The organism is Hamadaea sp. NPDC050747 (assembly GCF_040654195.1).
Taxonomy (GTDB): Bacteria; Actinomycetota; Actinomycetes; order Mycobacteriales; family Micromonosporaceae; genus Hamadaea.
Genome location: NZ_JBFAHM010000005.1, coordinates 419,941 through 444,376, shown reverse-complemented (window position 1 = coordinate 444,376; position 24,436 = coordinate 419,941). Strand labels below are relative to the sequence as shown.

The following is a 24,436-nucleotide window of genomic DNA, read 5'->3' as shown; positions in this document are numbered from 1 at the left end:
GGCCGAGGCTTCTTGCAGGGCAACGACTACCGTTCAGGAGTGATCATGACCACCAAGGGGATCAAGACCGTGCTTCACCCGGTCTCCGACCTCGGCAAGGCGAAGGAGATGTACGCCGCCCTGCTCGGCATCCAGCCGCAGACCGATTCCTCCTACTACGTCGGATTCGACATCGGTGGGCAGCACGTCGGGCTGGTCCTCGGCGGCGGTCCGCAGGGTATGACGTCACCGGTGACCTACTGGGAGGTGGCCGACATCGAGGCGAAGGTCGCCGAGGTGGTGGCGGCCGGCGGCGCCGTCAACGACCCCGTACGCGAGGTCGGCGGCGGCCGGGTCGTCGCGACCGTCACCGACCCCGACGGCAACGTCCTCGGCCTGTTGCAGGACCGCTGACATGGCCGGGTCGTACGGCCGGGTACTCCGGCAGCCGGCGTTGCGCCGGATTCTTCCGGGCATGCTGGTCTCGGCGCTCGGCGACGGGATGAGCATGGTCGCGGTGGCGTGGCTCGCGGTGCAGATCGCTCCGGCCGACCAGGCCGGCGTCTGGACCGGGCTCGCCGTCGCGGCGTACGCCCTGCCGGCGACCCTGGGCGCCGCCCTGCTCGCCCGGTTCGTGCGCCGGTTCAGCGGCGTACGCCTGGTCGCGGTCGACGCGTCGTTACGCGCCGTCGTCCTCGGCGGCATCGCGGCGCTGGCCGTCGCCGGTGCGCTGGGACCGGCGCTCTACGTCGGGCTGCTCGCGTTGTCGTCGCTGCTGCACGCCTGGGGGAACGCGGGGGCGTACACGGTGGTGGCCGAGGTGCTGCCGGAGGAGGACCGGGTCACCGGCAACGCCCTCGTCTCGACGTTCACACAGGCGGCGGTGCTGGTCGGCCCGGCGCTCGGCGGGCTGCTGCTGGCGGCGGTCAGCCCTGGTTGGGTGATCGCCGCCGATGCCGCCAGCTTCGCCGTGCTGGCCGCGATCTGCTGGGCGACCGCGCCCGGCTACACGGCCACCGCCTCGCCGGACGACGCCACCGCCTCGCCGGACGACGTCACCGAGGAGCCGGCCGGCGGGTGGCGTACGCTGCGCAGCCAGCCGAAGCTGCTCGGCCTGCTCGCGGTGACCTGCGTGTTCTTCTTCCTCTACGGGCCGGTCGAGGTGGCGCTGCCGATCCACGTCGCGACCGAGGCCCACGCGTCGGCGAGCCTGCTGGGCCTGTACTGGACGGTGTTCGGCGTCGGCTGCACGGTCGGCGGGCTGGCCGCCGGATTCCTGCGCCACCAACCCCTGTGGCTCGTCGTGATCAGCATCATCGTCGGCTGGGGTGCGGCCCTGCTGCCGTTGGGCCTGACCGACAGCGTCGCGCCCGGCCTGGTCGGCATGGCGATCGGCGGGCTGATCTACGGCCCGTTCACGGCGATCTGCACCGCGTTGTTCCAGCGCCTGAGCCCGCCGTCGGCGTTGAGTCGCGTACTGGCCGCGCGCAGCGCGTTGACCATTCCGGCCACGGCGCTCGGCGTCATGCTGGGCGGGCCGCTGGTGAGCGCGGTCGGCGGCCGCCAGACGCTGCTGATCTCGGCGGTGCTGACCATCGCGTTCGGGGTGGCGGTCGCGGTGGTGCTCGCCGTCGCGCACAACGTCGGCCAACGGCGGGAGCTGGCGGAGGCTGCGTGATCCGAGCCTCCCGCACAGTCGCCGGGACGCCCGCAGACCCCTGTAGGCGTCCCGGCATTTTCTGACAAATACCGACAAGTAACGAAAAGGTCACGGTTACGGCAAGCCTTGGCCGTCATTCCGGACGAATCGGTTGACCTGCCCAAACGCTGAGACGATCGTCCAGCTTATGGGCGGTCCCACGGACATGACGCAGGCCGCCGCCGAGGCGCGGACGGCCGAACCTCTTACCGGCGAGGAACTCACCACCGGTGCGGGCGAGGAGATTCAAGGCCGCTCACTGCGCCAGATCGCCTGGCGGCGGTTGAAGAAGGACAAGGGCGCGATGGCCGGCGCCGTCGTCATCATCCTGCTCGTCCTGATGGCGTTGTTCGCGCCGCTGATCATCAAACTCTGGGGCTATCCCCCGAACTCGGTGCACCCGGAGACGATCGATCCGGTGACGCAGGCCCCGATCTACCAGTTCCCGTTCGGCAAGTTCAGCTCGCAGTACCTGTTCGGCACCGACGCCCCGCTGGGGCACGACCTGTTCAGCGAGGTCGTCTACGGCGCGCGGATCTCACTGCTCGTGGCGTTCTTCGCGACCTTGCTGTCGGTGGTCATCGGCTCGACGCTCGGGCTGATCGCCGGGTACTTCGGCGGCTGGGTCGACACCGTGGTGAGCCGCACGATGGACGTCTTCCTCGCCTTCCCCATCCTGGTCTTCGCGATCGCGCTGGCCGGGGTCGTGCCGGACAGCGCGTTCGGGCTCAGCGGCGGCACCCTGCGCGTCGTGATGCTGATCTTCATCATCGGCTTCTTCAACTGGGGCTACATCGCCCGGGTCATCCGCGGGCAGACCCTGTCCCTGCGCGAACGGGAGTTCGTGGACGCCGCCCGCAGCCTCGGCGCGCGCGGCCCCTACATCCTGTTCCGGGAGATGCTGCCGAACCTGGTCGCCCCGATCCTCATCTACGCCACCCTGCTCATCCCCACGAACATCCTGTTCGAGGCCGCGTTGTCGTTCCTCGGCGTCGGCGTACAGCGGCAGCCGAGCGGCGAGCCGATGGTCACCTGGGGCGGCATGCTCTCCGAGGCCGTGCACTACTACACGCTCCCCCACTTCATGTTCTGGCCCGGCATGGCGATCTTCATCACCGTGCTGGCGTTCAACCTCTTCGGCGACGGGCTGCGCGACGCGCTCGATCCGCGTACTCGATGAATAGGGGGAACCGATGAGGAAGAGAGTGGTCCAGGTCGTCGCGAGCGGCAGCGCCCTCGCCCTCGTCCTCTCCGCGTGCGGCGGCGGGGGCGGCAGCACGACCAACAACGGCGCGACAGCCCAGTTCAACGCCGCCGTCGGCCAGGTGTTCAACCAATCCGACAAGAAGGGCGGGACGCTCAAGTACGCGATCTCGTCCAACTGGGACTCCACCGACCCCGGCGACACCTACTACGGCCTGTCGTGGAACCTGATCCGGACCTACACGCGTGCCTTGACGATGTTCAAGATCGAGCCCGGCTCGGGCAGCCAGACGCTGGTCGGCGACCTGGCTCAGGACGTGGGCCAGACCAACGACGGCGGCAAGACGTGGACCTACAAGCTGCGGCCCGGACTGAAGTTCGAGGACGGCACGCCGATCACGTCCAAGGACGTCGAGTACGCGGTGTCGCGGTCGCTGGAGAAGGGCACGCTGGTCAACGGCCCGACCTACTTCAACGACTTCCTGGACCTGAAGGGCTACCAGGGTCCCTACACGAGCAAGGGCGAGGACAACCCGGCGATCGACACGCCGGACGACCAGACGATCGTCTTCCACCTCAAGCAGGCATTCGGCGGGTTCGACTACTTCGCGATGCTGCCGTCGACCGCTCCGGTGCCGCAGGCGAAGGACACCGGCGTGAAGTACAAGGAGCACCCGGTCTCGTCCGGCCCCTACAAGTTCGAGTCCTACCAGCAGGACAAGAGCTTCACGCTGGTGCGTAACGATCAGTGGGACCCCAGCACCGATCCCAACCGCAAGGCGCTGCCGGACCGGTACGAGATCACCATCGGGGCCAACGCCGACGACATCGACAACCGGATCATCTCCGGCGACCTGCACGTCGACATCGCAGGCACCGGCGTGCAGCCGGCCGCGCTGAGCCGCGTCCTGGGCGATCCGACGCTCAAGGCACGGGCGGACAACCCGAGTTCGGCCCGGCTCAACTACACGTCGATCAACCCGAAGGTGGCGCCGCTGGACAACATCGAGTGCCGCAAGGCCGTCCTGTACGCCGCCGACCGCACCCTGTACCAGCAGGCCTACGGCGGGCCGCTGGCCGGTGGGGACATCGCCACCGGGCTGCTGCCACCGGTGATCCCGGGCTTCCAGAAGCTCGACATCTACCCGGCCGGCGCCGACAACAAGGGCGACCTGGACAAGGCGAAGGCCTCCCTGGCCGCATGCGGGCACCCGGACGGGTTCGCCACCAACATGGCGTACCGGGCGGAACGGCCCAAGGAGAAGGCGGTCGCCGAAGGACTCCAGCAGTCGCTGGCGCGGGTCGGCATCAAGCTGACGCTGAAGGCGTACCCGACGGGTGACTACTTCGCCCTCTACGCGGGCAAGCCGAGCTTCCGCAACAGCAACAACCTCGGCCTGATGACCAACAGCTGGGGCGCGGACTGGAACGACGGCTTCGGCTTCCTGCAGCAGATCACCGACAGCCGGGTCATCCGCGACACCGGCGGCTCGTCCAACCTCAGCGTCATGATCCCCGAGGTGGACAAGCTGATCGACCAGGCCATCGCCGAGACCGACAAGGCCAAGCGCGAAGCCATCTGGGCCCAGGTCGACAAGCGGGTCATGGAGGAGGCGGTCATCCTGCCCGGCGTCTGGGCCAAGCAGGTCACCCTGCGCGGCGTCGGCGTCAGCAACGTGTTCGTCAACGAGGCGTTCGGCATGTACGACTTCACGACGATGGGTCTGCAGTGATCGCATACATCCTCCGCCGGGTGCTGGGCGCGATCATCACGCTCTTCGTGGTCAGCGTCATCACCTTCGGGATCTTCTTCCTGATCCCGAGGTGGGCGGGTGGTTCCGCGGAGAGCCTGGCCTCGCGCTACGTCGGGCGCACCGCCAATGAGGAGCAGGTACGCGTGGCGGCCGAGAAGCTCGGCTTCAACGACCCGCTCTGGGAGCAGTACGGGCGCTGGATCAAGGGCATCTTCGTCGGAGCGGACTACAACTATGGGCCGGGCGTGGAACACTGCCCGGCCCCGTGCTTCGGCTACTCCTTCATCAGCCGTACGCCGGTCTGGCCGGATCTGGTCGACCGGATGCCGGTGACGCTGTCGCTGGCGATCGGGGCGTCCATCCTGTGGCTCGTCGTCGGGGTGTCGGTCGGCGTCCTGTCGGCGTTGAAGCGCGGCACGATCTTCGACCGGGCCTCGATGGGCATCGCCCTGGCCGGCGTATCGCTGCCGATCTTCTTCACCGGTCTCATGGCGCTGGCCATCTTCAGCTACAAGCTGGGCTGGACCGCGCCGGGCGGCCACTTCACGCCGATCACCCAGAATCCGGCCGATTGGGCGTACAACTTGATCCTGCCCTGGATCACGCTGGCCTTCCTGTTCTCCGCGGCCTATGCCCGGCTGACCCGCGCGGGCATGTTGGAGACGATGAGCGAGGACTATGTGCGGACCGCGCGGGCCAAGGGTGTCCCCGAGCGGAGGGTGGTGACGCGGCACGGACTGCGCGCGGCCCTGACCCCGATCGTGACGATCTTCGGCCTGGACCTGGGCCTGCTGCTGGGCGGCGCGGTCCTGACCGAGAGCACGTTCTCGCTGCCCGGTCTGGGCAAGTACGCGATCGACGGCATCTTCGCCGGCGACTTCCCCAAGGTGATGGGGGTGACCTTGGTGGCGGCGCTGTTCGTGGTGATCTTCAACCTGGTCGTGGACATCCTGTACGCCGTCGTCGACCCGCGGGTGAGGTTGTCATGAGCCTGCCGGGCATCACCTTCCTCGACGTGCGGGATCTGAAGATCTTCTTCCCGACCGACGACGGGGTGGTCAAGTCGGTCGACGGGCTGTCGTTCAGCGTGGACCGGGGCCGGACGCTCGGCATCGTCGGCGAGTCCGGCTCCGGCAAGTCCGTGACCAGCCTGGGCATTCTCGGGCTGCACAACCGCCGCAACGCCGACGTCTCCGGCGAGATCTGGCTCGACGGCGAGGAGCTGGTCGGCTCGGCCCCCGAAGACGTACGCCGCCTGCGCGGCAAGAAGATGGCGATGATCTTCCAGGATCCGCTGTCGGCGATGCACCCCTACTACACCGTGGGCACGCAGATCATCGAGGCCTACCGCATCCACAACGACGTGACCAAGGCGGTCGCCCGCAAGCATGCCGTCGACCTGCTGGGCCGGGTCGGCATCCCGCAGCCGGACCGCCGGGTCGACGACTATCCGCATCAGTTCTCCGGCGGGATGCGGCAGCGGGCGATGATCGCCATGGCCCTGTCGAACGATCCGGAGCTGCTGATCGCCGACGAGCCGACGACCGCGCTGGACGTCACCGTGCAGGCGCAGATCCTGGACCTGATGCGGGATCTGCAGGCCGAGTTCAACTCGGCGCTGATCATCATCACGCACGATCTCGGAGTCGTCGCCGAACTGGCCGACGACATCCTCGTCATGTACGCGGGCCGCTGCGTCGAGTTCGGCAGCGCGATCGAGGTCTTCGAACAACCGCAGCACCCCTACACGTGGGGCCTGCTGGGTTCCATGCCGCGGCTGGACCGGATGACCGCCCGCCGTCTCATCCCGATCAAGGGCACGCCGCCGTCGCTGATCACCCTGCCGACCGGCTGCTCGTTCCACCCCAGGTGCCCCTTCGAACCGCTCACCGACGGACTGGGCCGGACAGTGATGCCAGACCTGGTCCCGGCCGGGTCCGCCGGTGAGGGGCACCTGGTCCGCTGCCACCTGACCGTCGCCGAACGCCGGCGCCTCTGGGAGACCGAGATCAAGCCCCGGCTGGAGGAGTCATGACCGGCCTTCAGCCGGTCATCAGCCGGCACAGTGTCGCTCATGCGAGCGCCGACCGCAGGTCGGTGATCGCATGACCAGCACGGACGCGATGCTGTCGGTGACCGGGCTGGAGAAGTACTTCCCGATCACCAAAGGACTGCTGCGCCGGAAGATCGCCGACGTCCGGGCGGTCGACGGGATCAGTTTCGACGTCGCGCCCGGCGAGACGCTGGGGCTGGTGGGCGAGTCGGGCTGCGGCAAGACCACCACCGGCCGGCTCGTCACCCGCCTGATCGAGCCGACCGGTGGTCAAATCGTCTTCGAAGGCCAGGACCTCAGCCACCTGTCGCAGGGCGACCTGCGCCCGCTACGCCGCCACATTCAGATGATCTTCCAGGACCCGTACTCGTCGCTGAACCCACGGCACACGGTGGGGGCCATCGTCGGCGCGCCGTTCCACATCCAGGACGTCAAACCGCCGCAGGGCGTCAAACGGGCCGTCCAGGACCTGCTGAAGCTGGTCGGGCTCAACCCCGAGCACTACAACCGCTATCCGCACGAGTTCTCCGGCGGCCAGCGGCAGCGGATCGGCATCGCGCGTACGCTCGCGCTGAAGCCCCGCCTGATCATCGCGGATGAGCCGGTGTCCGCATTGGACGTCTCGATTCAGGCGCAGGTCGTGAATCTGCTCGACGACCTGCAGGACGAACTCGGCCTGACCTACGTCGTGATCGCCCACGACCTGTCGGTGATCCGGCACATCTCCGACCGGGTCGCCGTCATGTACCTCGGCAAGATCGTCGAAATCGGCGACCGCGACCAGCTCTACGAACACCCGCGCCACCCGTACACGACGGCGCTCATCTCCGCCGTGCCGGTGCCCGACCCCGCCCGCCGCTCCGCCGCCCAACGCGAGCGCATCCTGCTCACCGGCGACGTGCCGAGCCCGATCGACCCGCCGTCCGGCTGCCGATTCCGTACGCGCTGCTGGAAAGCCCAGGAGATCTGCGCGATCGAGGAACCGCCGCTCATCCCCCGGCTCGGCGACCCGGACGGGCACGCCGCGGCCTGTCACTTCCCGGTCGCCGACGACGAGGAGATCGTGGGACGGCGTACGCGCTCGGCTTGAGCCCTTTACGGCGGTGATCATTCGTTCGCCGCCGTTCTGGGTGCGGTGGGCGGAGCGGCCGACCGCCCACCGCCCGGGCGTCACTCGATGATCAGGCGCACCATGCCCTCGCTGTCGCCGCCGAGCGGCGTGGAGGCGGCGGCGATCGCCTTGACGGGCGCCGCGAGCTCCCGCGTACGCACGTCGACGTCGGTCTGCGAAAGGTACTTGGGCACGTCGACGTAGATCAGGGTGTCCGGGTGACTCGGCAGTCCTTCGATCGCTCGCTGGAACAGGGGCGATCCGGAGAGCTTCCCCGTCGCCGAGTAGCCGTCGGAGACGGCCTGGACCGTGTTGCCAGTGACGGTCACCTTCAGCGGTAGCTGCATAGCTTTGAGCGCCGCCGCCACATCCGCCGCGCCGGTCGCGTCCTTGGTCTTCAGGGTGGCCGACAGGAGGGGCACGTCACCCCGCAGGCCGGTCAGGGCGAAGGTCAGGAACGAGGAGCCGAGGGCCTTGATGGCCTTGCCGAAATCCGGCCCCTTCGCCAACTCGGCTTGGATCGCCGCGATGTCTTCGGGGTCCAGCCCTTCCAGGTCCTCCGGGTCGAGCGTCGGGGGGCCGAAGATGCCGTCGAGCCCCTCCGGCGCCTTGCCGATGGCGGCCGAACCCGCGATCACGGCGTCGGCGGAGAGGTCACCGACCGCGGTGATCAGATCCTCGGCCGGGGCGGCGCTCGTCCCGGCCGCGCCGAAAGTGCGGTACCGGACCTCGACGCCGTCGTCGGTCGCGGTCGCGCCGACGACGAGGGTCCCCTGTTGCTTACCGGCCAACCCTGGTACGCCGAAGAACATGTCCGACGACGTGAACCCCTCCGAAAGGAGGTCCTCGGGGATCTCCTCGTCCGGAACGCCGAGGTCGGCCATCTCCGACATCATCATGGTGGTCATCGCCTTGCCCACTCCGCTGAGATCGGCGTACGCGTGGGCGAAGTGCTCTTCGGGCAACCATTTCACCGCGTCGGCGTACGCCGTGACACCGGCGAGCGGAGTGGCTCGGGCGGCTGCGTTCGCGGCTTCCGCCGCGGCTTGGGCGTTGTGCGTACCCCTTGCCGCCACGACGTAGCCGTCGCCGACAACGAACCCGAACTTGCTCGCGCCTTCGCGGCCCCGCATGCGCTCCAGGCCTTCGCGGGCCTTGCGATCGTCGCGGCTGGCCGCCATGAGCAGCGTGTACGCCTCTTTGTCGTGCATCCACAGCGCCACGCCGAACCGGCCGCCGAGCCACGGAGTGATGTCGGCGGTGAGGTCTTTGTCGTCCACGCGGACGTCGCCGTCGGGGCTGAACGCCTTGGGAAACTTCGCCAGCAGAGCGGAAAGCCTCCGTTGCTGACCGAGACCGGGAGCAAGGTCGACCGCGGCGAACGCGACCGCGTCGCCCGGCGTGATCTCCGCGGCCTGTGGACCGGCCGCGGCCAGCAGCGAGAATCCGGCCCAGCCGCCGATGCCGAGCAGGAGGGCGAGCACGAGGCTGCCGACGAGCAGCATGGGACCGCGGCTGCGCCGCACGGAGACGGGGGCGACGCGAGGTGGTTCTGGTTCCGGCATGACCGGTGCGAGGTCTGTCACCACTGTCCTTTCTCCTCAGAGAATCCCGATGGTAGAGGCACGGTCACAGTGCGCGTCGCCCCGAAAGCCGCTGCTCAAGGCAGATTCCCGACACCACGGGCACTGCGCGGCCCAGCCGCCGAAGTTCAGGCACCGATGACCAACGTGGGCTGCGGGGCCGTCAATCGGATACCGGCGACACCGTCAGGGCCTCTCCCAGCGAGAGTGCGCCGGAGTCTCGGCGAAGCCGAAGGACGCCCGCGAACGAGGTGACGTCAATGCGGAACCGTTCGGGTTCCGCGAACTCCCCTCCGACGAGCCGCCAAGGAGCCGCCGGGTCTCGATCCGGTACCGCCAGGAGCAGAACGGATGCCACGGGACGATCTTGGAAGTACTCCTCATGCGGCTCGTGATATTGCGCGTACCGCATCATGGCGGGGCCGGACGGAATCGAGGGCGCGACGAGGTCCGACGGGGCTTGCCCCCAGCGTCGGCCGAGCTCTTGGATCGCCTTCTCGCGCGCGGAGCCACGCTTCGCGCCGGCGGCGAGGATCGCGGTGCCGGCTCCTTCAGCGATCCGGCACAAGTCGTGAACCGGAATGGTCGCGGCCAATTTCGGGTAGTAGTGCACGAGCCGTATTCGCACCATCAGGCGGTGGAGCGCGGAGATGGCGCCCTCCGGTCGCCACTTCAGTATCTGGGGCGGTTCCTTCCGGCGCTTCGGTCCGCCCGAAGGCGCCCCAAGCAGGGTCCCTGAATCGGCAGCACGTCCGGCCCGGGACTCGTGCCACGCCGGGTCATCCGGCCAGAGCGAGGCCGCGCCGGCTCGCAGTGCCCCGGTACGCCCCACAATCACTGCGAGTCCCGGGTTCGCGGGGGTGATGGCCAGGCCGATCCGGTCCTCCGCGTCGAACCTCACCTCGCTGACGCCGGTGAACGTGAAGCGCAGGCGGGCGGCGGACGTGGGGCGGAGTGAACCGTCCGGCGCCACCTCCCCGCGGCTGGGCGTGAACCGTCGGGTGGCTGTCACCGTCACGAAAGCGCGGAGCTCCGTTCCGTCCGGTCGCACCGTGAACGCGCGGACCGCCGCTCCGGCGAGGTCGTAGTCAGCATCGAGCCCGGCGATCGTGTCGGCCGTGAGCGGGATGTTCAACGGAACGACGCGTCCCAGATAGTCACGGAAGACGAACAGTTCCGGAGCCGGTGTCGGAAGCCATTCGTCCAGCGACGAGTCGAGGTCGACCAGCAGCCGCCGGCGAGCTGGACCCAGGTCAGCCATCCACAGCAGACCAGCACGGGCCCACCTCTGACGCAGCGGCCAGGGAGCGGATGCCGCACTTGCGAGCGGATATGTGTTGTTGTCCCAGATGTCGGCGATCTCGCCGATGCGCGCGTCGTCGAAGGAGCGCGCGTCCCGAGTAAGCGCGGCGATCTCCTCAATGGAGCGGTCGAGCAAGCCGCCAAATGTCTCGGTCGGCGACCTCACGAGCCGAGTATGCCATTCATGCGGATCAGGGCTGTGCCTGCTTCCGAAGGCTTCGGATGCCGCCACAACCCTGATCTGGCGCTAAAGGCTAGGCGCGCATGACGGTCGCGATGGGGATGCGAGCGGCCCGGATCGCGGGTATCAGCCCGCCGAGCAGCCCTGCCACCAGCCCGGCGACGATGCCGGCCAGCCCCGCCTGCCATGGGAACTCCATGTTGGCCAGGATGGGTTCCCGGCCGCCGAGGATGCGGCCGACGATTTTCAGGCATACCGAGGCGACGCCGATCGCTGCGGTCGCCGTGAACAGGCCGGTCAACAGCGTCTCGGCGAGCACGATGCCGGCCAGCAGGGATCTGGGCGTACCCACCGCGCGGCGGAGCGCGAACTCCTCGACGCGTTCGCCGACGGTGGCCAGCCCGACGTTGAGGATGCCCGCGACGCCGATGAGCAGGACCAGCCCGGCGATGCCCAGGAAGATCAGCCGGAACATCTTCAGCTGACCCTCGATCTCCTTCTTGGACTGGATCAGCATCGAGCTGAACTGGTCGCTGGTCAGCCCGTCGGCCAGCAGCCGCCGCTTGAGGACCTGCTCGACGTCGTACGCGTCCTGCGTACGCAGGACCTCCATGCCGCCGTACAGACCCGGGGTGGACGTCGGGACCCAGTTGGTCAGTTCGTCCGCCCGCACGTACGCCAGCGGCCGGTCCTGGCCGTCGTCGACGACCCCGACGATCCGTGGGGTGGGGTTCGCGATGGCGCCCCGGAGACGCATCTCGGCCGGGATCTGATACTTGGCGAAGCCGGCCGCGGCGGCCCGGTTGACGACGATGCGCGGGGCCAGCGACGGCGGACCGGTGAAGTCGAGCCACTGGCCCGAGACGAGCTGGTACGGGCGGAACGGCCGAACGTCGCCGGTGAGCCCGGTGAGCCCCAGTTCGATCGCCGCGCCCGTGGGCGGCTGCTCCGCCTGCTGCTGCGGTGGGAGTTCCTTGCAGTAGCCACGCGCGTCGCAATAGACCTGGCCGCCGCCGCCCATCGGGCCGTAGTCCATGGGCTGGTTGAGCGGGCCGCCGCCGGGGTTGATCGGGTTGACCCCGGGTTCGCCGATGATGGCGCTGGTGCCCAGAGTGCCGACGGCGTCCGTACGCCCCTTCAAGGTGTCGAGGGTCAGGGCGATGGAGTGCTTGTCGTCCGGCACCCACATCTGGACCGTGCCGTCCTTGCCCATCATCAGTTCGATGTTGGCCAGCGCCGCCTTGTTTGCCGTCTCGGCTCCCGCTTGCACCACCACGACGGCGAGCACACCGAGGAACAGGCTGACGATCGACAGCAGCGTACGCGTCTTGCGGGCGCGAATGCCCTGGACGCCGATGATGAGGGCGGACCGCAGCCGCCCGGAGAACCGCCTCACGCCAGGACCCCCACATCCTCCGTATGCAGCACGCCGTCCGTGAGGCGTACGACGCGGCCCATCCGGCGGGCGTGATCCCAGTCGTGCGTCACGAGCACCAGGCCGCAGCCCAACTCCGTGGTCGCGTGCAGGACGTCGATCACGAGGTTGCCGGTCTCGGTGTCGAGGGCGCCCGTCGGCTCGTCGGCGAGCAGGACCTTCGGCTGCCGGACCAATGCGCGGGCGACCGCGACCCGCTGCTGCTCGCCGCCGGACAGCCGGGCCGGCCGATGTTTGGCCAGGTGGGCGATGCCGACCTGTTCCAGCGCCGCCATCACCTTCGCCTTGCGGTGCCGCCGTGGCAGCCAGCCCTGCCCGTTCACGAGGGCCATCGCCACGTTCTGCGCCGCGGTCAGGTGCTTGAGCAGGAAGAACCGCTGGAACACGAAGCCGAACTCGGCGCTGCGCAGTGCGGCCGCCTTACGTTCCCGCAGCCGTGTGATGTCCCTGCCGTTGAGCAGGTACTGTCCGCCGTCCGGCCGGTCGAACAGGCCGATGAGGCTGAGCAGGGTGCTCTTGCCGGAACCGGAACGGCCCAGGATCGCCACGCTCTCGCCGGCGTGGACGCTCAGATCCACACCGGACAGGATCGTGCGCGGTTCCTGCTGCCCCTTGAGCGTCTTGGTGATGCCGGTGAGCTCGATCAGCGCGGTCACTTGGTCACCACGGCACCGGGTCCGCCCTGATCACCGGTGGCCTGCCCGGGCGGGAGGTCCGGTCCGGGGACCATCACGGTGTCGGCCTCGGTCAGCCCCGACTTGATCTGGATGACCTTCCCGTCCGTGAGACCCAGCACCACTTCCCGGGTCTCGTGGGTGCCGTCTGGGCGTACCACTTCGACTTGACCTTTGCCCTGACCACCCGCGACCGCCTCCACCGGCAGGACCAGCGCGTTGGTCGCGCTCTCGGTGACCACCTCGATGGTGGCGGTGGCGCCGTTGATGAGCTTGACCGAGGTCGGCGCGATGCAGACCACGCGCATGCCGGTCGGTTCGGACGGCGTGGTGTTCTGTTGCGGCTCCTTGACCACCGGGGGTGCCGACGGCGACGCCGACGGGTCGGGCTGCTGGGCCGGCGGGTCGGGGATGACCCCGGCGGGCAGCGCGGCGATCGTGCCGAGCACCGTGCAGGTGAACGGGCCGGGACCGTTGGTGATCTGGGCGCGGACCGTCGACAGCGCGCCGGAGATCTTGTAGGCCTGTGCGCCGTCGATGTCGGCGACGATGCCGTAGCCGACGTGCTTGGCAGACGCGATCGGCATCCCGGCCTGCACCGTGGAGCGATCGTCCGCGAGCCGCCCGGTGAAGATCGCGCCGGCCGGCACGTTCACGACGTGCGACTTGCCTTTCGCCACCACTGTGGCCACCTTGGTCGGCTTTCTCGGGGTGCTCGACGGCGTCGAGACCGTCACGTACCGGACCTGCCCGGTCACCGGCGCGACCAGCCCGAACACCGGGTTCACCGTGACCTTGCCGGTGAGGCTGACCTTGTTCGTCAGGTCCTGCCGCGTCGGTTTCGCGGTCGTCACGACGGTCCCGCGCGGAGTGAGGCCAGGCGTCTCCGTCTGCTCACCACTGTTGGAACACGCGGCCGTGACCGCGAGCACGGCCAGCGCCGTGAAGATTCGCTTCAGCACAATCGATGGACGCGTACTCCGCCCGCCGCGTTGCCCTTGAGAATACCTGACTTTAGTCAGATACTTTTCGCATGGAGCAGGTCACCGGTCGCATCCGGGAGTTCAATCGGTACTACACGCAGCGGATAGGCGTGCTGACCGACCACTACCTGGGCCAGCGATCGCTCGGCGAGGCCCGCCTGCTCTACGAGCTGTCCCGCGACCCGGATGTCCGTTCCGTCCGGGTTCGGCTCGGCCTCGACTCCGGCTACCTGAGCCGCCTCCTGCGCGCTCTGGAACGCCAGGACCTGGTAAAACTCGACCGCCATCCGGACGACGGCCGCGCCCGCGTCGCCGTCCTGACCGACGCCGGCCGCGCGGCAGTGTCGGATCTCGACACCCGCTCCGACGAATCGGTGACCACGCTCATCGACCCGCTCACCCCCGACCAGCGCCAACGCCTCGCCGACGCGATGGACGAGGTCCAGCGCCTCCTGCGGATCGCGGCCGTCCAGGTCCAGCCGATCCCCGCCGGGTCCGCCGTCGCCCGCTCCTGCCTCCACGAGTACGCCGAAGAGCTGTCCCGTCGATTCCCAGAGGGATACGGGCCGGACGACCTGCTGCCCGCGTCCGCCTTCGCACTCTTCCTCGTGGCGTCGGACGGGGTCTCGCCGGTCGGCTGCGTGGGAATCCGCGCTCTATCCCCCGGCGACGCGCCGGACTCCGTCGTCGGCGAGATCAAGCACATGTGGGTCAGCCCCTCCGCCCGGCGACTCGGCGTCGGCCGGCGCCTGCTGGCCGCCCTCGAATCGCACGCCGTGACACTCGGATTCACCGAACTCCGGCTGAGCACCCACGAAGCCCTGCCCGAAGCGATCGCGCTCTACCAGGCCCTCGGATACGCCGAGATCCCGGCGTACGGAGACGACGTGCACGGGCAACGCTTCTTCGCGCTCCCCCTCCCCCGCTAGCGCACGTCCTCCCTCCCCTCGGCCGCTCGGCCGCTCCGCGTCCCCCCGCTCTCTCCGCGTCCCCCCCGCCCTCTCCGCGTTGATCATGGAGTTAACTGTGGTGTCGACGGCGTGTCGAGGGTGAGAACTCCATGATCAACGGGTCCCCCGGGCCGACATAGATTCTGCGAGAATCCACGATCATGGAATTCGCAGACGTGGTCCGGCGGCGGCGCATGGTCCGCCAGTTCGAAGATCGCCCACTCGCGCCCGAGGTCATCGAACGCATCCTCGCCACCGCGCTACGCGCCCCGTCGGCCGGCTTCGCCCAGGGCTGGGAATTCCTCGTGCTGACCTCGGCCGAGGACCGCACCCGCTTCTGGCCGTTCGTCCAGAACCAGGTCCGCTACACCCCGGCCACCATGAACGCCCCACTCGTCGTCGTGCCCCTCGCCCACAAAGCGCGCTACCTCGAGCGGTACGCCGAACCGGACAAGGGCTGGAGCCTGGAGAACGCCGAGCAGAAGTGGCCGGCGCCGTACTGGTACATCGACGCCGGAATGGCGACCATGCTCATGCTGCTGAGCGCGGTCGACGAGGGCCTGGGCGGCTTCCTGTTCTGGCTCATGCCCCCGTCGGAGATCCTGGACGACGAGGGAGCCGTCGCCGCTCACCTCGACGCGTTCCGGACGGAGTTCGGCGTACCCGCCGAATACGACCCGATCGGCGCGGTAGCGATCGGGTACCGAGCCCCCGATCTTCCGCCCCAGAACCCGCAACTCGCCGTACGCCGCCGCGCTGCCACGGACGTCCTGCATCGAGGGCAGTTCGGAGAACACTGAGCAAGGTGTTTTGGGGGACTTTGTCCGTCTGGACGATAGCGTGGCTCACATTTGCGCGCCGCCGCGATACCGATTGGAGATCCCACCGAACTGCATGCTAAGGTTTCCCCCGTTGCCAACGAGCGCCGCTAGCTCAACTGGCAGAGCAGCGGACTCTTAATCCGCGGGTTCGGGGTTCGAGTCCCTGGCGGCGCACAAGATCAAATCCCATCTGACCTGGTCAGATGGGATTTTTTGCGATCAACAAAATCGACGATTGGCGATTGATGTGCTCCGCGTGTGCTCGGATGCCGATGTGGTTCACCGACAAACGCAACCACCAGGCATTTTCCCAGGGCCGATGCCGAAAGTGTGACCGGCGACACATCGAGTTCTTTCCTGCGGGGCCCGGAACGACATGACGCGTAAGGCGCGAGGTGACGAGCACTATATCCCTGGCCTCACCCGAGACGTCGGAGAGCGAAAGCCCTCACGATCAGGCATCGTCGACAGAGCTCAGGAGCTCAGGGATACCCGGCCGCCCCGCTCGGGCGGATGCAGAGGTTACGGTAGTCCCCGGCCTTCATCCATCTGGGCCGGAAGTTGCGTCATCGCGATCAGTGGTAGAGCGCGAAGTGATTTGACCGACGCCAGAGGCCTAGAAGATTGTGAATCCCGCGTCAAGAATACGAAGCGCGTGTGGAGCGTGCCACTGGTCTTGCACATTCGAGCCGATCGGCAGGCAACAACTGCTCAACAAGAAATCTGCTTCCGTAAGATGACCGTCGACATCGCGCCGAACGAGATCGCGGCAGCTCGACCGTCGTCAGCCGGCAGCCGGGCGAAGCGGTCAGATCCAGGAGTAGCAATGGCGAACCGTCGCACGAGCCTCTGCAAGCTGTTCCAGGCCGGCGACTCCGCCTTCGGCAACGGCTTGACGGCTGGACGGTACCTCGCCGCCGCCTTCCGCGACCAGGGGGCACTTCCTCGGCCGCTGCGCAATGAGGACCACGTCATCCGGCAGGGATACGGCGTCGGCTTCGGACCCGGCGGACAGTGGTACTTTTTCGAAGACATCGCACCTGCACTGGCGTTCGGCCGCGCCGCGAGAATGTCGCTCGACTGTTCTGGTTACGGCGTCTACAAGGCGGCACACGAAATGATGTTCTGTGACGACCACAGCACCGACGAGCGCGTCCTGCACCTGATAGGCGGAAATGTCGACCGCGAAGAAGACGAACTTGAACACCTTAAACGCTTCGTCCAAGGCGTCAAGGAACACGCATGGTCCTCCAACTGGCATCGACCAACCGGGTTCATCAGCAGGTTAAACGATGGCCGTCCCACCCAGACGAAGCAACGGTCGCTGCCCCTTTGACCAGGACCTCTAGCGCGTCACTGTTGTCCGAGTCCAGCCACCATCGCTGCTGCTGCCGACACTGCCAGCGTTCTCAAGCCGATGTCGCACTGGCCTGGCTGAGCATGCGACGCGGCTGGCGCTGACCGTCATCTTTTACGCGATCTGGTCGCTATGGGTGACGGTCGCCGAAAGCTGGCCCTCTAGGCGACTCACTTCGGCGACGATATCCGCGAACGTCTCGATGAATCCTGCAACCCGATAACCTGCGAACTGGTCGCGGCTACGCAGCTCGGACTCAAGGCACGCCACGAAGGGAATCCCGGCACCATTGGCAGCGGCCGCATCACCCGGTGTGTCACCCACATACACACACTCGGCGGGACGAAGGCCGCTCTCAGCCAACAGCTCATCGAACACCCGAGGATCAGGTTTGGCGTACCGAGTCCGGTCCAGATGGTAGGTAGCGCTGACCCGCGAGGCGAGCGGCGCCGTCTCAACCATCAGGTGTTCCACCTCGATCGCGCTGCGTGAGGTCAGGATCATCACCTGACGGCCTTCGCCGCGCATTGTGTCGATCGCTGCCAGATTTGGCTGCGACAGCATGTCGACGAGCCCGGCGGCGTGGTAGCGAAAGAACACTTCTCGGAACACCGCACCGAACTGCTCAAGATCAATCCCCGGCGACCTGTGCTCCATTGCGTCCACAAGCGGCATGCCCCACGTCATCATGTGCGCGTTCCGGCTCATCGGAGGTCGACCCATCAGCTGCAGTGCGTCGTTCTCGATCTTGAAGCTCACACCCTCGTTCAAGACGATTGTGTCGTCGACATCCAGAACAACCACCCGGATCGACATGCCGCCCCCGTCCGCCACACAGTTTCGTACCACACATCACCGCCGCTCTCGCCCCGAAACGATCATCGGGATGCCAGGGTTGAATGCCGCGACGAGCCACAACTCCGGGGCAGGCCATCGGACCGATCACCGGCGTCGAACATAGAAGCCCAGCTCGGTGTCCGTCGCCGTATCAAGAACAGCACGGAAGGCATCCCGATAGGCCCGCCGAGGCCAGCGGTGGACACCCCGCTCCAACTTGCCAACGTAGCCGCCGTCGAGCGGAGCGTGCCGGACGTCCTGCTTTGAAAGGTACTCGTTGACAAGCTCAGCGAGGTCTTGCCGGCTCATGGGTCTGCCTGAACCTGATGGAGAAAGACGCCGCAAACGGGCGCCTCGGAGGAGGTCGTTGCGAGGAAGGTTCGGACCGGCTGCTCGCGCCCCGGTGGGCGTCGACACCGCGCCAACCTCCCCGCTGCTAGATGCCTCCAGAATGTAGTCGATGTGATCAAGCAAGTCACTAACGCAGACGCCGAGCGTCCGGGGACGTCGGGCACTACCGGAGTTGGGGCGCTCGGCCCGCTGCGCATCCACTTTGCTGAGCGACATTGCGACGGCTATACCGCTTGCGTGATCGCTCATCGTTGATCCCCTCCCCCGTTGCACCTACGCTGGCAATCGGCAGCGAGTAGGAGGGGGTCCACCCACCTCCTACCCGCGCCTATGCATCAAGCGTGTCGTCTCAGCTACATCCTCTGTAGGTGTTGACTGTTGACCCACAGGAAAGGGTCAACAGTTATTGTTGATCGATTGGGCCGCGATGATCAGAGAGCCATTCGGGCAAGCGCTCCGCCGCATCCGTGGCGCGAAGGGGCGCTCGTTGCGGCAGCTCGCGAAGGCCGCTCCGGTCGATGTAGCCCTCTTGAGTCGAATTGAGAATGGCCGGCAGTCCGCATCGGAATCAGTGGCGAGGGCCGTTGACAGGGCGCTTGGCGCCGATGGCGAGCTGATCAACATTCAGCGGCTCGAGGCGGCGCAGCGCCCACGTAAAGCGGTAGCGTCAGACCCTATGAGGCGTCGGACGCTGATGACCGGGGCTGTGGCGACGGCCTTTGCTGGTCTTGTCCCGCCGCCGATGGCTGGCGCATCGCCAGGGCGCGTCGGTAGTTCGGACGCCGGGCGCCTTCAAACCAGTGCAGTCCGTTTGTATGCCCTCGACTATCAGCACGGGGGCGAGACCCTTTGGCAGGCTGCCCTCAGCCACGTCGCCGAGGGTTACTCGATGCTGGAGCATGGGCTCTACGGTCCGACTGTTGAGGCTCGCCTGCTCAAAGCAACCGCTCAAGTGCAGATGTGCGCAGGTTGGCTCGCCTTCGATTCAGGTCGGCACGACGTTGCTCGATCTTGCTACACGGAGGCGCTAGCGCTTGCGAAGCAGGCCGGCGACAGCGAGGTCGAGACTCACGCGCTAGCAAATCTGGCCTTCCAGGCGAACGTCCTGGGGAACCCTCGCCAGGGGTCACGGCTGGCAGAAGCAGCAGATCGTGCGGCCGCGCTCAGCGAGGGTTTTCCACGCCTGCCGATCATCCCGCAGCTGCGCCTCGCCCTCGCCGCCGCGCTGACGGGAGACGCCTCAGCGTCTGGTCGCGCTCTCACCCGTGCTCGCCGTGTCCTGGACCGCGACGGCGATAAGCCCACGCAAGAGTGGTGCACCTTTCTCACGCCCGCGGAGCTGGATGGTCTAGACGGGACCTGCGCGCTCGAATTACGCCAGTCCGACCGCGCCATTCGCCTTCTCAGCGATGCCGTAGCTGCCCATGGCGATCCCTACGCACGCAATCGCGCCCTGTACCGAGTTCGCCTGGCCCGTGCTCTCCTCGACGCATCGGAGCCGGGTGAGGCTGCCGCGTCTGCCCTCGCAGCCCTAGATGACCTGCAGGGCAGCGTAGTGAGTTGGCGTGTCAGCAGCGAACTGGACGACGTCGCGAGACGGCTTACCCCCCATGTCCGAGATCAGGCAGTCGCGAATTTTGTCTCCCGATACACGGGAGGGCACACGGATCCCGCCAGCACGGAAGGCAACGTATGACCGCATCCCCCTCGGCGCTGCAGACCACCAGTCACAGTGTTGGAGAATTCCACGATCACCTGTCGACGCTGCTCGACGTCTACGCCGAGATCTACGCCGACAAACTTGCCGACCCATTCTTCGGCGTTCCGCGTTACCAGGAACGGCTTGAGGCATACGCGGCGCGGTCTGGTTTCGGGCTGGCCATCGGCAATCTCGACGGCGAGGTCATCGGCTACGCGCTTGGCTTCACGCTCCCCCAGGGATCGGGCTGGTGGCGTGGGCTTTTGGAGGACGTCGACCCGACGCTAGTCGCGGAAGACGGCAGCCGTACCTTCGCGATCACGGAGATCATGGTTCGGGAGCCTTGGCGTCGTCGGGGATATGCGAAGGCACTTCACGACGCAATCCTTGAAGGGCGTTCAGAGCGACGTGCAACCCTACTCGTCCTGCCGGATAACTTGCCAGCCCAGGCGGCCTATCGGTCTTGGGGTTGGCATCGCGTCGGGGGCATCAAACCGTTCGACGACGCTCCGGTTTACGACGCCATGATCCTCACCTTGCGCCCCGAGGACCAAGGCTAGCCGGCAGGGAGTGGATGACTCTGAGGCGCGATGATAACACCGACCACAGGGCTATCAGGCCTGCGCGATGTCCTGGTCTCAGTCGTGCAAACCGTGATGGCCGAGGTGCGGCCCAAGCTGATCGCCGCCGCATTCTCAGGCGAGCACGGCGAAGGCGAGAACAAGCGTCACGCCGACAACTTCCTTTCCAAACACGACCTGTGGATACACAGCAGATACCGCGCACTGCTGGCAGACCAGCTTCACTCCTTCATATACGCGTCCGAAGAAGCCGAACCTGAACTGATCGGCAAAGAGACCGACCCTGACCTGTGCATACTCGTGGACCCACTCGATACGAGCGAGCTCGCCGTCCGGGGCCTCAACGGCTACACCCACGTGCTGGCCTACTCCCGATCCCGGGCACGGCCGATAGCGGCGGTCGTGGGTGACATTTTCCACCACGTGCAGCTGTACGTCGCGGCGCTCGAGCCTGACGGCCAGGACCGGGCATACGCGGTCACCGCCGATGGCACCCGGCGACAGCTGGTAACGCCTGGACCGAAGCGGCTCTCGGAGTCGATCATTACGAACTACTTCATGCGGCCTGGCGAGCGTTTCGTTCCGTTGAGCCAGCAAACCGACCTCATCGGCGCACTTGACGCTGCGTCGCCCGACGGAAAGCGGCGCGGCCGGATTGGTGTGGACTTCGGCTCGGTTGGACTTTGTCACGTCGCCAGCGGTTTCACCGACGCGGTCGTCGAGTTCGCAAAGGGCTTCGCCATCTGGGACCTCGCACCAGGCCACTACATTCTCGCTGCCGCCGGTGGGGCGGTGGTCGACCTCGATGGGGTACCGATACCCCTCGATTACGACCTGAGTTCGGATGCGCGGATCGCGGAAGCCATGGAACCTCGGCAGAAGTTCGTGGCAGCAGGCTCCGTAGAGCTCGCAGACGAGATCGTCCGGGTATTGACGGTTTGAGTCTCCCATGGACGTGCTGCAGTGTTGTTGCCAGCAAAGGGTGTCTCACCTGGCCTAGCAGCGTCGTTTCGCTCAGTACGAGCCGGTCGCCCTCAAAGACCTGCACGGTAACCTCGCGTACGTCCTCCGGAGGGGTTTGCCGCGGGTGTAAGCGATCTCGCCGTCGTCTGCACCGATGCGGGAGCACACCCGCCAGGGCAGGCTTCGCCGGCCGCCAGGAGGGTCTCAATATGGCCATTGGAGATGCCGTCTGGCTCTGCTGGCATGGCGACGAACGTGTAGAACCATGACCCCACCTGATGGCAGGTCATCACTGCGTAGCGGGCAGCAGGCCAGTGATCTCGCAGATCTTGGCCCCATCGCGCGGTTCGCCGTGGGTGCCCAGGGCGTCGATCCACCCGGCAGCCACCTCGATCGCGGCCCGGACCGGCTGCGTGGTGGCCACCCGACCGAGAAGCGGGCGCTGACATCCTGTTCCCACAGGCTGCGGATGTGGGCCAGCAACCCGTGGGTGCAGTCGGCCGAGTCGCTGCGGATAAGGATGTCGGTGCGGTACCGATGGACGTCGCGGATCTGCGCCAGAGCGTGGTCGAAGAAGGTGATGTGGTCGGCGGTGGCGTTCGATCCGGCGCTGCCGATGCGCAGCAGCCCGGCCAGGGCTCGGCCGTGTCGTCGCAGAACGCGAACAGCGGATGAAACCCGAAGCTGCGTTTCCAGGTCGCCGACGCGTTCTGCTTCTCCGAGTGGCATTCCGCGATGGACGCGTCGAGGTCAATGACGATGCCGGGCACGACCACCCCGGCGGCCCTGGCGGTCGGCAGGCCATCACATGTCTCGGCGGGCTGCGCCACGCGGTCGGGTCCGACGCGACCGGTCCGAACAACTGCGCCTGATTCCGCAGCGCGGCCGGATCGGCGATCGCTTCACCATCGTCGGCCAACATCACTGCCAGATCCACCGCCACCCGGCCTGGATCATGACCGCGCTGGCGCGGCCGAAGCCCCGCGAGCGCATCACTGAACCCGCAGGTCGACCCAGGGCGGCCCGCGCCTTCCGCGTGCGGGCCACGTGGTAGTCCTGCGGAGTCAGGCGTTTGCGCCGACTAGGTCGGCGACTCGACCAGCGAGCTGCGCTGGTTTCAGGTCGACGATTGGCAGCCAGGCGGAGTCGTTGACCTCTTCGGCCTGAAGCTGTACGTCCGTGTCGGCGGCGACGGTGAACACGAAACGCATGTCGTAGTGGAGGTGGTCGCCTTCGTCCTTGGCGGGGTTTTCGGGGATCGGGTGTACGTCGATGTCGGCGGGGACGTCGTCAACGAGCGTCAGCGCCTGGGCGGGGATTCCAGTCTCCTCCGCGACCTCGCGGCTGGCGGCGCCGGCGAGGCTGAGATCCTGAGACTCTAGGTGGCCGCCCGGCCTGAGCCACTTGTTCAGGGCGTTGTGGCGGATGTGCAGCACATGCCCGGCTGGGTTGACCACGATCGCCGAGCAGGTGACGTGGCCGGGCAGCGTCTTGCGTGAGGTGAGGTCGCCGGGCGGCGCTGCCAGGGCGGCGGTGATCGGCGCGAGGCGGCGGGTCTCGTCGGGGTGACGTTCGAGGTACGCGGTGACGGTCTTGCCGATCTGGTCTGCGTCGATCACAGGTAGGCCCCTGTCGCGGTGTGGTTGAAGTGGGAGAGCCACGTCTCGGCAATCAGCCGCCGGTCGCCGTCGGGCACCTCATGGTAGCCGGGCTCGACGTCACCGGCGGCCAGCCGCGCGGCGGCGGCGAGGATCTCGGCCTGCACGAGGAAGATGAACGCGCCCACGCTGGCGCCGTGTAGGAAGTTGACCGCGTTACCCTGCGCAAGGATGTAGAAGTAGTGGCCGGTGATCTCGTAGCGGGTGACGTTGTCGGCCACGATCGCTTGCTGGTACACGCCGTCGAGCGCGTCGAGTTCGAGTTCGTCTTCGCTGGAGGTCACGGACGCGACGTATGCGCCGTTGGGTAGCCGTGCGAAGTCGTCGCGGCGCAGCGCCAGGTGGCCGGTGGCGCACATGACCATCCCAGCGCGGGCGATCGCGGCGTACCGGTTCGGCGCGACTCCGAAGCCCTGGGACAGCGCTTGGGCGGCACGGATCGGGTCGTCGTCGTAGACGGTGACACGTACTCCTTTGGCGTGCAGACTGCGGGCGATCGACGAGCCGATCTTCCCGAACCCGATCACGGTCGCAGCTCGGCCGGGCAGGATGTCGCCCCTGGTGCGCATCAGCGCCTCCGTGGAGAACACAATGGACTGCCCGACCAGGTGGTCTTCGGGCTGCTTGAGTGGGCTGCGGGCGACCGAGTACACCGGGCATGGCGCCTTGCCCAGGTCAAGGTAGCGGCGGTGACCGTTCTCGGTGTCCTCGACGACGCCGAGGATCCGGCCGGAGAATCGCTCGCACAGCTCGGACAGGACCGGAGCGAAGTAGCCGCCGATATCGAGCAGAATGACGGGCTGCCCGGCCGCCCGCTCCTCCAGGTACGCCAAGGCCCGCTCGTCATCGGTGAACAACTCTCGCGTGAGCTCGTCGACGTGGTACGCCGTGGTGATCTGTGCCAGGGCCGCCCGGTCGATGCTCTTGGGCTTGGGCAGCACTGCCGCGAGCCCGGCCACACGGTCGACGGCGGCTACGAACGAGGGCCGCTCCGCGAGCAGGTGGGTCACCAGCAGCGATCGGGCGACGGCCGGGCCCGGCGGGCCGAACGCGTCTGTGATGTGTCGGAAGTATCGGTCCAGCCTGGCCAGTTCGAAGGACTCCATTTACTACACCTTCCTAAACAGGACGGTCAACCCCTGCCAGCGGCCGCTCTCCGACTGCGTTGGCGAAGTCGCAACTAGCAGCCGATGTCGTCGGTCTGGCCGACGAGCCGCCTGGGGTGCGGGGTAGCCGATGCTAAGAGCCCGGCTCCGCCAGTG

21 protein-coding genes, 1 tRNA gene and 1 pseudogene are annotated in these 24,436 nt (G+C 67.3%); 14 read left to right on the top strand and 9 right to left on the bottom strand.

Annotation, left to right across the window (positions count from 1 at the left end):
* Positions 1–45 precede the first annotated feature (45 nt).
* From AB0H43_RS14280 to AB0H43_RS14250, 7 genes are all read left to right on the top strand, one after another.
* Positions 46–393 (top strand): VOC family protein, encoded by a 348-nt coding sequence (locus tag AB0H43_RS14280; RefSeq protein ID WP_359999750.1) that lies wholly within the window; start codon positions 46–48, stop codon positions 391–393.
* A gap of 1 nt (position 394) precedes the next feature.
* Positions 395–1,657 (top strand): MFS transporter, encoded by a 1,263-nt coding sequence (locus AB0H43_RS14275; RefSeq protein ID WP_359999749.1) that lies wholly within the window; start codon positions 395–397, stop codon positions 1,655–1,657.
* 169 nt (positions 1,658–1,826) lie between these two features.
* Positions 1,827–2,858: an ABC transporter permease gene (locus tag AB0H43_RS14270; RefSeq protein WP_359999748.1), complete on the top strand. Its 1,032-nt coding sequence runs from the start codon at positions 1,827–1,829 to the stop codon at positions 2,856–2,858.
* Positions 2,859–2,871: 13 nt separating this feature from the next.
* Positions 2,872–4,614 carry an ABC transporter substrate-binding protein gene (locus AB0H43_RS14265; protein WP_359999747.1) on the top strand — a complete coding sequence of 581 codons (1,743 nt, stop codon included), beginning with the start codon at positions 2,872–2,874 and terminating at the stop codon, positions 4,612–4,614.
* Entirely contained in the window at positions 4,611–5,624 is a 1,014-nt protein-coding gene (locus tag AB0H43_RS14260) for an ABC transporter permease (RefSeq protein WP_359999746.1), read from the top strand. The genes AB0H43_RS14265 and AB0H43_RS14260 overlap by 4 nt, the downstream gene beginning before the upstream one ends.
* Entirely contained in the window at positions 5,621–6,670 is a 1,050-nt protein-coding gene (locus AB0H43_RS14255; RefSeq protein WP_359999745.1) for an ABC transporter ATP-binding protein, read from the top strand. The genes AB0H43_RS14260 and AB0H43_RS14255 overlap by 4 nt, the downstream gene beginning before the upstream one ends.
* A gap of 70 nt (positions 6,671–6,740) precedes the next feature.
* Complete coding sequence (locus AB0H43_RS14250; protein ID WP_359999744.1) at positions 6,741–7,778, top strand: dipeptide ABC transporter ATP-binding protein; 1,038 nt, start codon at positions 6,741–6,743, stop codon at positions 7,776–7,778.
* 80 nt (positions 7,779–7,858) lie between these two features.
* Here AB0H43_RS14250 and AB0H43_RS14245 read toward each other — a convergent pair whose 3' ends face one another.
* The 5 genes from AB0H43_RS14245 to AB0H43_RS14225 all read right to left on the bottom strand — a co-directional run bounded on the left by AB0H43_RS14245 (position 7,859) and on the right by AB0H43_RS14225 (position 13,936).
* Positions 7,859–9,385, bottom strand: a complete 1,527-nt coding sequence (locus AB0H43_RS14245; protein WP_359999743.1) for a hypothetical protein — start codon at positions 9,383–9,385, stop codon at positions 7,859–7,861.
* Between the two features lie 160 nt (positions 9,386–9,545).
* On the bottom strand, positions 9,546–10,850 hold the full coding sequence (locus AB0H43_RS14240) for a hypothetical protein (protein ID WP_359999742.1): 1,305 nt from the start codon (positions 10,848–10,850) through the stop codon (positions 9,546–9,548).
* Between the two features lie 88 nt (positions 10,851–10,938).
* A complete protein-coding gene (locus AB0H43_RS14235; protein WP_359999741.1) occupies positions 10,939–12,261 on the bottom strand; it encodes an ABC transporter permease in 1,323 nt (440 codons plus the stop codon).
* A complete protein-coding gene (locus AB0H43_RS14230) occupies positions 12,258–12,956 on the bottom strand; it encodes an ABC transporter ATP-binding protein (protein ID WP_359999740.1) in 699 nt (232 codons plus the stop codon). Before AB0H43_RS14230 ends, AB0H43_RS14235 begins: the two co-directional genes overlap by 4 nt.
* A complete protein-coding gene (locus AB0H43_RS14225) occupies positions 12,953–13,936 on the bottom strand; it encodes an efflux RND transporter periplasmic adaptor subunit (RefSeq protein ID WP_359999739.1) in 984 nt (327 codons plus the stop codon). Before AB0H43_RS14225 ends, AB0H43_RS14230 begins: the two co-directional genes overlap by 4 nt.
* A 71-nt stretch (positions 13,937–14,007) precedes the next feature.
* Here AB0H43_RS14225 and AB0H43_RS14220 point away from each other — a divergent pair, with 71 nt between their 5' ends.
* From AB0H43_RS14220 to AB0H43_RS14205, 4 genes are all read left to right on the top strand, one after another.
* Entirely contained in the window at positions 14,008–14,886 is an 879-nt protein-coding gene (locus tag AB0H43_RS14220) for a helix-turn-helix domain-containing GNAT family N-acetyltransferase (protein ID WP_359999738.1), read from the top strand.
* Positions 14,887–15,068: 182 nt separating this feature from the next.
* Complete coding sequence (locus AB0H43_RS14215; protein WP_359999737.1) at positions 15,069–15,707, top strand: nitroreductase family protein; 639 nt, start codon at positions 15,069–15,071, stop codon at positions 15,705–15,707.
* A 122-nt stretch (positions 15,708–15,829) separates the two neighbouring features.
* A tRNA-Lys gene (locus AB0H43_RS14210) sits at positions 15,830–15,902 on the top strand.
* A gap of 562 nt (positions 15,903–16,464) precedes the next feature.
* Entirely contained in the window at positions 16,465–17,064 is a 600-nt protein-coding gene (locus tag AB0H43_RS14205; RefSeq protein ID WP_359999736.1) for a hypothetical protein, read from the top strand.
* Between the two features lie 135 nt (positions 17,065–17,199).
* On the opposite strand, the gene AB0H43_RS14200 is transcribed toward AB0H43_RS14205, so the two are convergent.
* The gene (locus AB0H43_RS14200) at positions 17,200–17,901 is read right to left on the bottom strand and encodes an HAD hydrolase-like protein (RefSeq protein WP_359999735.1); all 702 of its coding nucleotides are present in this window, start codon (positions 17,899–17,901) and stop codon (positions 17,200–17,202) included.
* A 799-nt stretch (positions 17,902–18,700) separates the two neighbouring features.
* Between AB0H43_RS14200 and AB0H43_RS14195 the strand changes: the two genes are divergently transcribed.
* The 3 genes from AB0H43_RS14195 to AB0H43_RS14185 all read left to right on the top strand — a co-directional run bounded on the left by AB0H43_RS14195 (position 18,701) and on the right by AB0H43_RS14185 (position 21,495).
* Positions 18,701–19,969 carry a helix-turn-helix transcriptional regulator gene (locus AB0H43_RS14195; protein ID WP_359999877.1) on the top strand — a complete coding sequence of 423 codons (1,269 nt, stop codon included), beginning with the start codon at positions 18,701–18,703 and terminating at the stop codon, positions 19,967–19,969.
* Positions 19,966–20,532: a GNAT family N-acetyltransferase gene (locus tag AB0H43_RS14190; protein ID WP_359999734.1), complete on the top strand. Its 567-nt coding sequence runs from the start codon at positions 19,966–19,968 to the stop codon at positions 20,530–20,532. The genes AB0H43_RS14195 and AB0H43_RS14190 overlap by 4 nt, the downstream gene beginning before the upstream one ends.
* An 84-nt stretch (positions 20,533–20,616) precedes the next feature.
* Positions 20,617–21,495 (top strand): inositol monophosphatase family protein, encoded by an 879-nt coding sequence (locus AB0H43_RS14185; RefSeq protein ID WP_359999733.1) that lies wholly within the window; start codon positions 20,617–20,619, stop codon positions 21,493–21,495.
* Positions 21,496–21,823: 328 nt separating this feature from the next.
* Here the strand turns inward: AB0H43_RS14185 and AB0H43_RS14180 are convergent.
* From AB0H43_RS14180 to AB0H43_RS14170, 3 genes and pseudogenes are all read right to left on the bottom strand, one after another.
* Positions 21,824–22,516: pseudogene (locus AB0H43_RS14180) on the bottom strand (transposase); the annotation flags it as partial.
* 64 nt (positions 22,517–22,580) lie between these two features.
* Positions 22,581–23,135, bottom strand: a complete 555-nt coding sequence (locus AB0H43_RS14175) for an NUDIX hydrolase (RefSeq protein WP_359999732.1) — start codon at positions 23,133–23,135, stop codon at positions 22,581–22,583.
* A complete protein-coding gene (locus AB0H43_RS14170) occupies positions 23,132–24,280 on the bottom strand; it encodes an NAD(P)-binding domain-containing protein (protein WP_359999731.1) in 1,149 nt (382 codons plus the stop codon). The genes AB0H43_RS14175 and AB0H43_RS14170 overlap by 4 nt, the downstream gene beginning before the upstream one ends.
* Between the last annotated feature and the right edge of the window lie 156 nt (positions 24,281–24,436).

What these genes read in the sequence shown, in the direction of transcription:
- AB0H43_RS14265 (WP_359999747.1), top strand. Translation starts at nt 2,872, where the DNA reads ATGAGGAAGAGAGTGGTCCAGGTCGTCGCGAGCGGCAGCGCCCTCGCC.
- AB0H43_RS14215 (WP_359999737.1), top strand. Translation starts at nt 15,069, where the DNA reads ATGGAATTCGCAGACGTGGTCCGGCGGCGGCGCATGGTCCGCCAGTTC.
- AB0H43_RS14255 (WP_359999745.1), top strand. Translation starts at nt 5,621, where the DNA reads ATGAGCCTGCCGGGCATCACCTTCCTCGACGTGCGGGATCTGAAGATC.
- AB0H43_RS14250 (WP_359999744.1), top strand. Translation starts at nt 6,741, where the DNA reads ATGACCAGCACGGACGCGATGCTGTCGGTGACCGGGCTGGAGAAGTAC.
- AB0H43_RS14220 (WP_359999738.1), top strand. Translation starts at nt 14,008, where the DNA reads ATGGAGCAGGTCACCGGTCGCATCCGGGAGTTCAATCGGTACTACACG.
- AB0H43_RS14195 (WP_359999877.1), top strand. Translation starts at nt 18,701, where the DNA reads ATGATCAGAGAGCCATTCGGGCAAGCGCTCCGCCGCATCCGTGGCGCG.
- AB0H43_RS14270 (WP_359999748.1), top strand. Translation starts at nt 1,827, where the DNA reads ATGGGCGGTCCCACGGACATGACGCAGGCCGCCGCCGAGGCGCGGACG.
- AB0H43_RS14170 (WP_359999731.1), bottom strand. Translation starts at nt 24,280, where the DNA reads ATGGAGTCCTTCGAACTGGCCAGGCTGGACCGATACTTCCGACACATC.
- AB0H43_RS14205 (WP_359999736.1), top strand. Translation starts at nt 16,465, where the DNA reads ATGACCGTCGACATCGCGCCGAACGAGATCGCGGCAGCTCGACCGTCG.
- AB0H43_RS14190 (WP_359999734.1), top strand. Translation starts at nt 19,966, where the DNA reads ATGACCGCATCCCCCTCGGCGCTGCAGACCACCAGTCACAGTGTTGGA.
- AB0H43_RS14275 (WP_359999749.1), top strand. Translation starts at nt 395, where the DNA reads ATGGCCGGGTCGTACGGCCGGGTACTCCGGCAGCCGGCGTTGCGCCGG.
- AB0H43_RS14200 (WP_359999735.1), bottom strand. Translation starts at nt 17,901, where the DNA reads ATGTCGATCCGGGTGGTTGTTCTGGATGTCGACGACACAATCGTCTTG.
- AB0H43_RS14280 (WP_359999750.1), top strand. Translation starts at nt 46, where the DNA reads ATGACCACCAAGGGGATCAAGACCGTGCTTCACCCGGTCTCCGACCTC.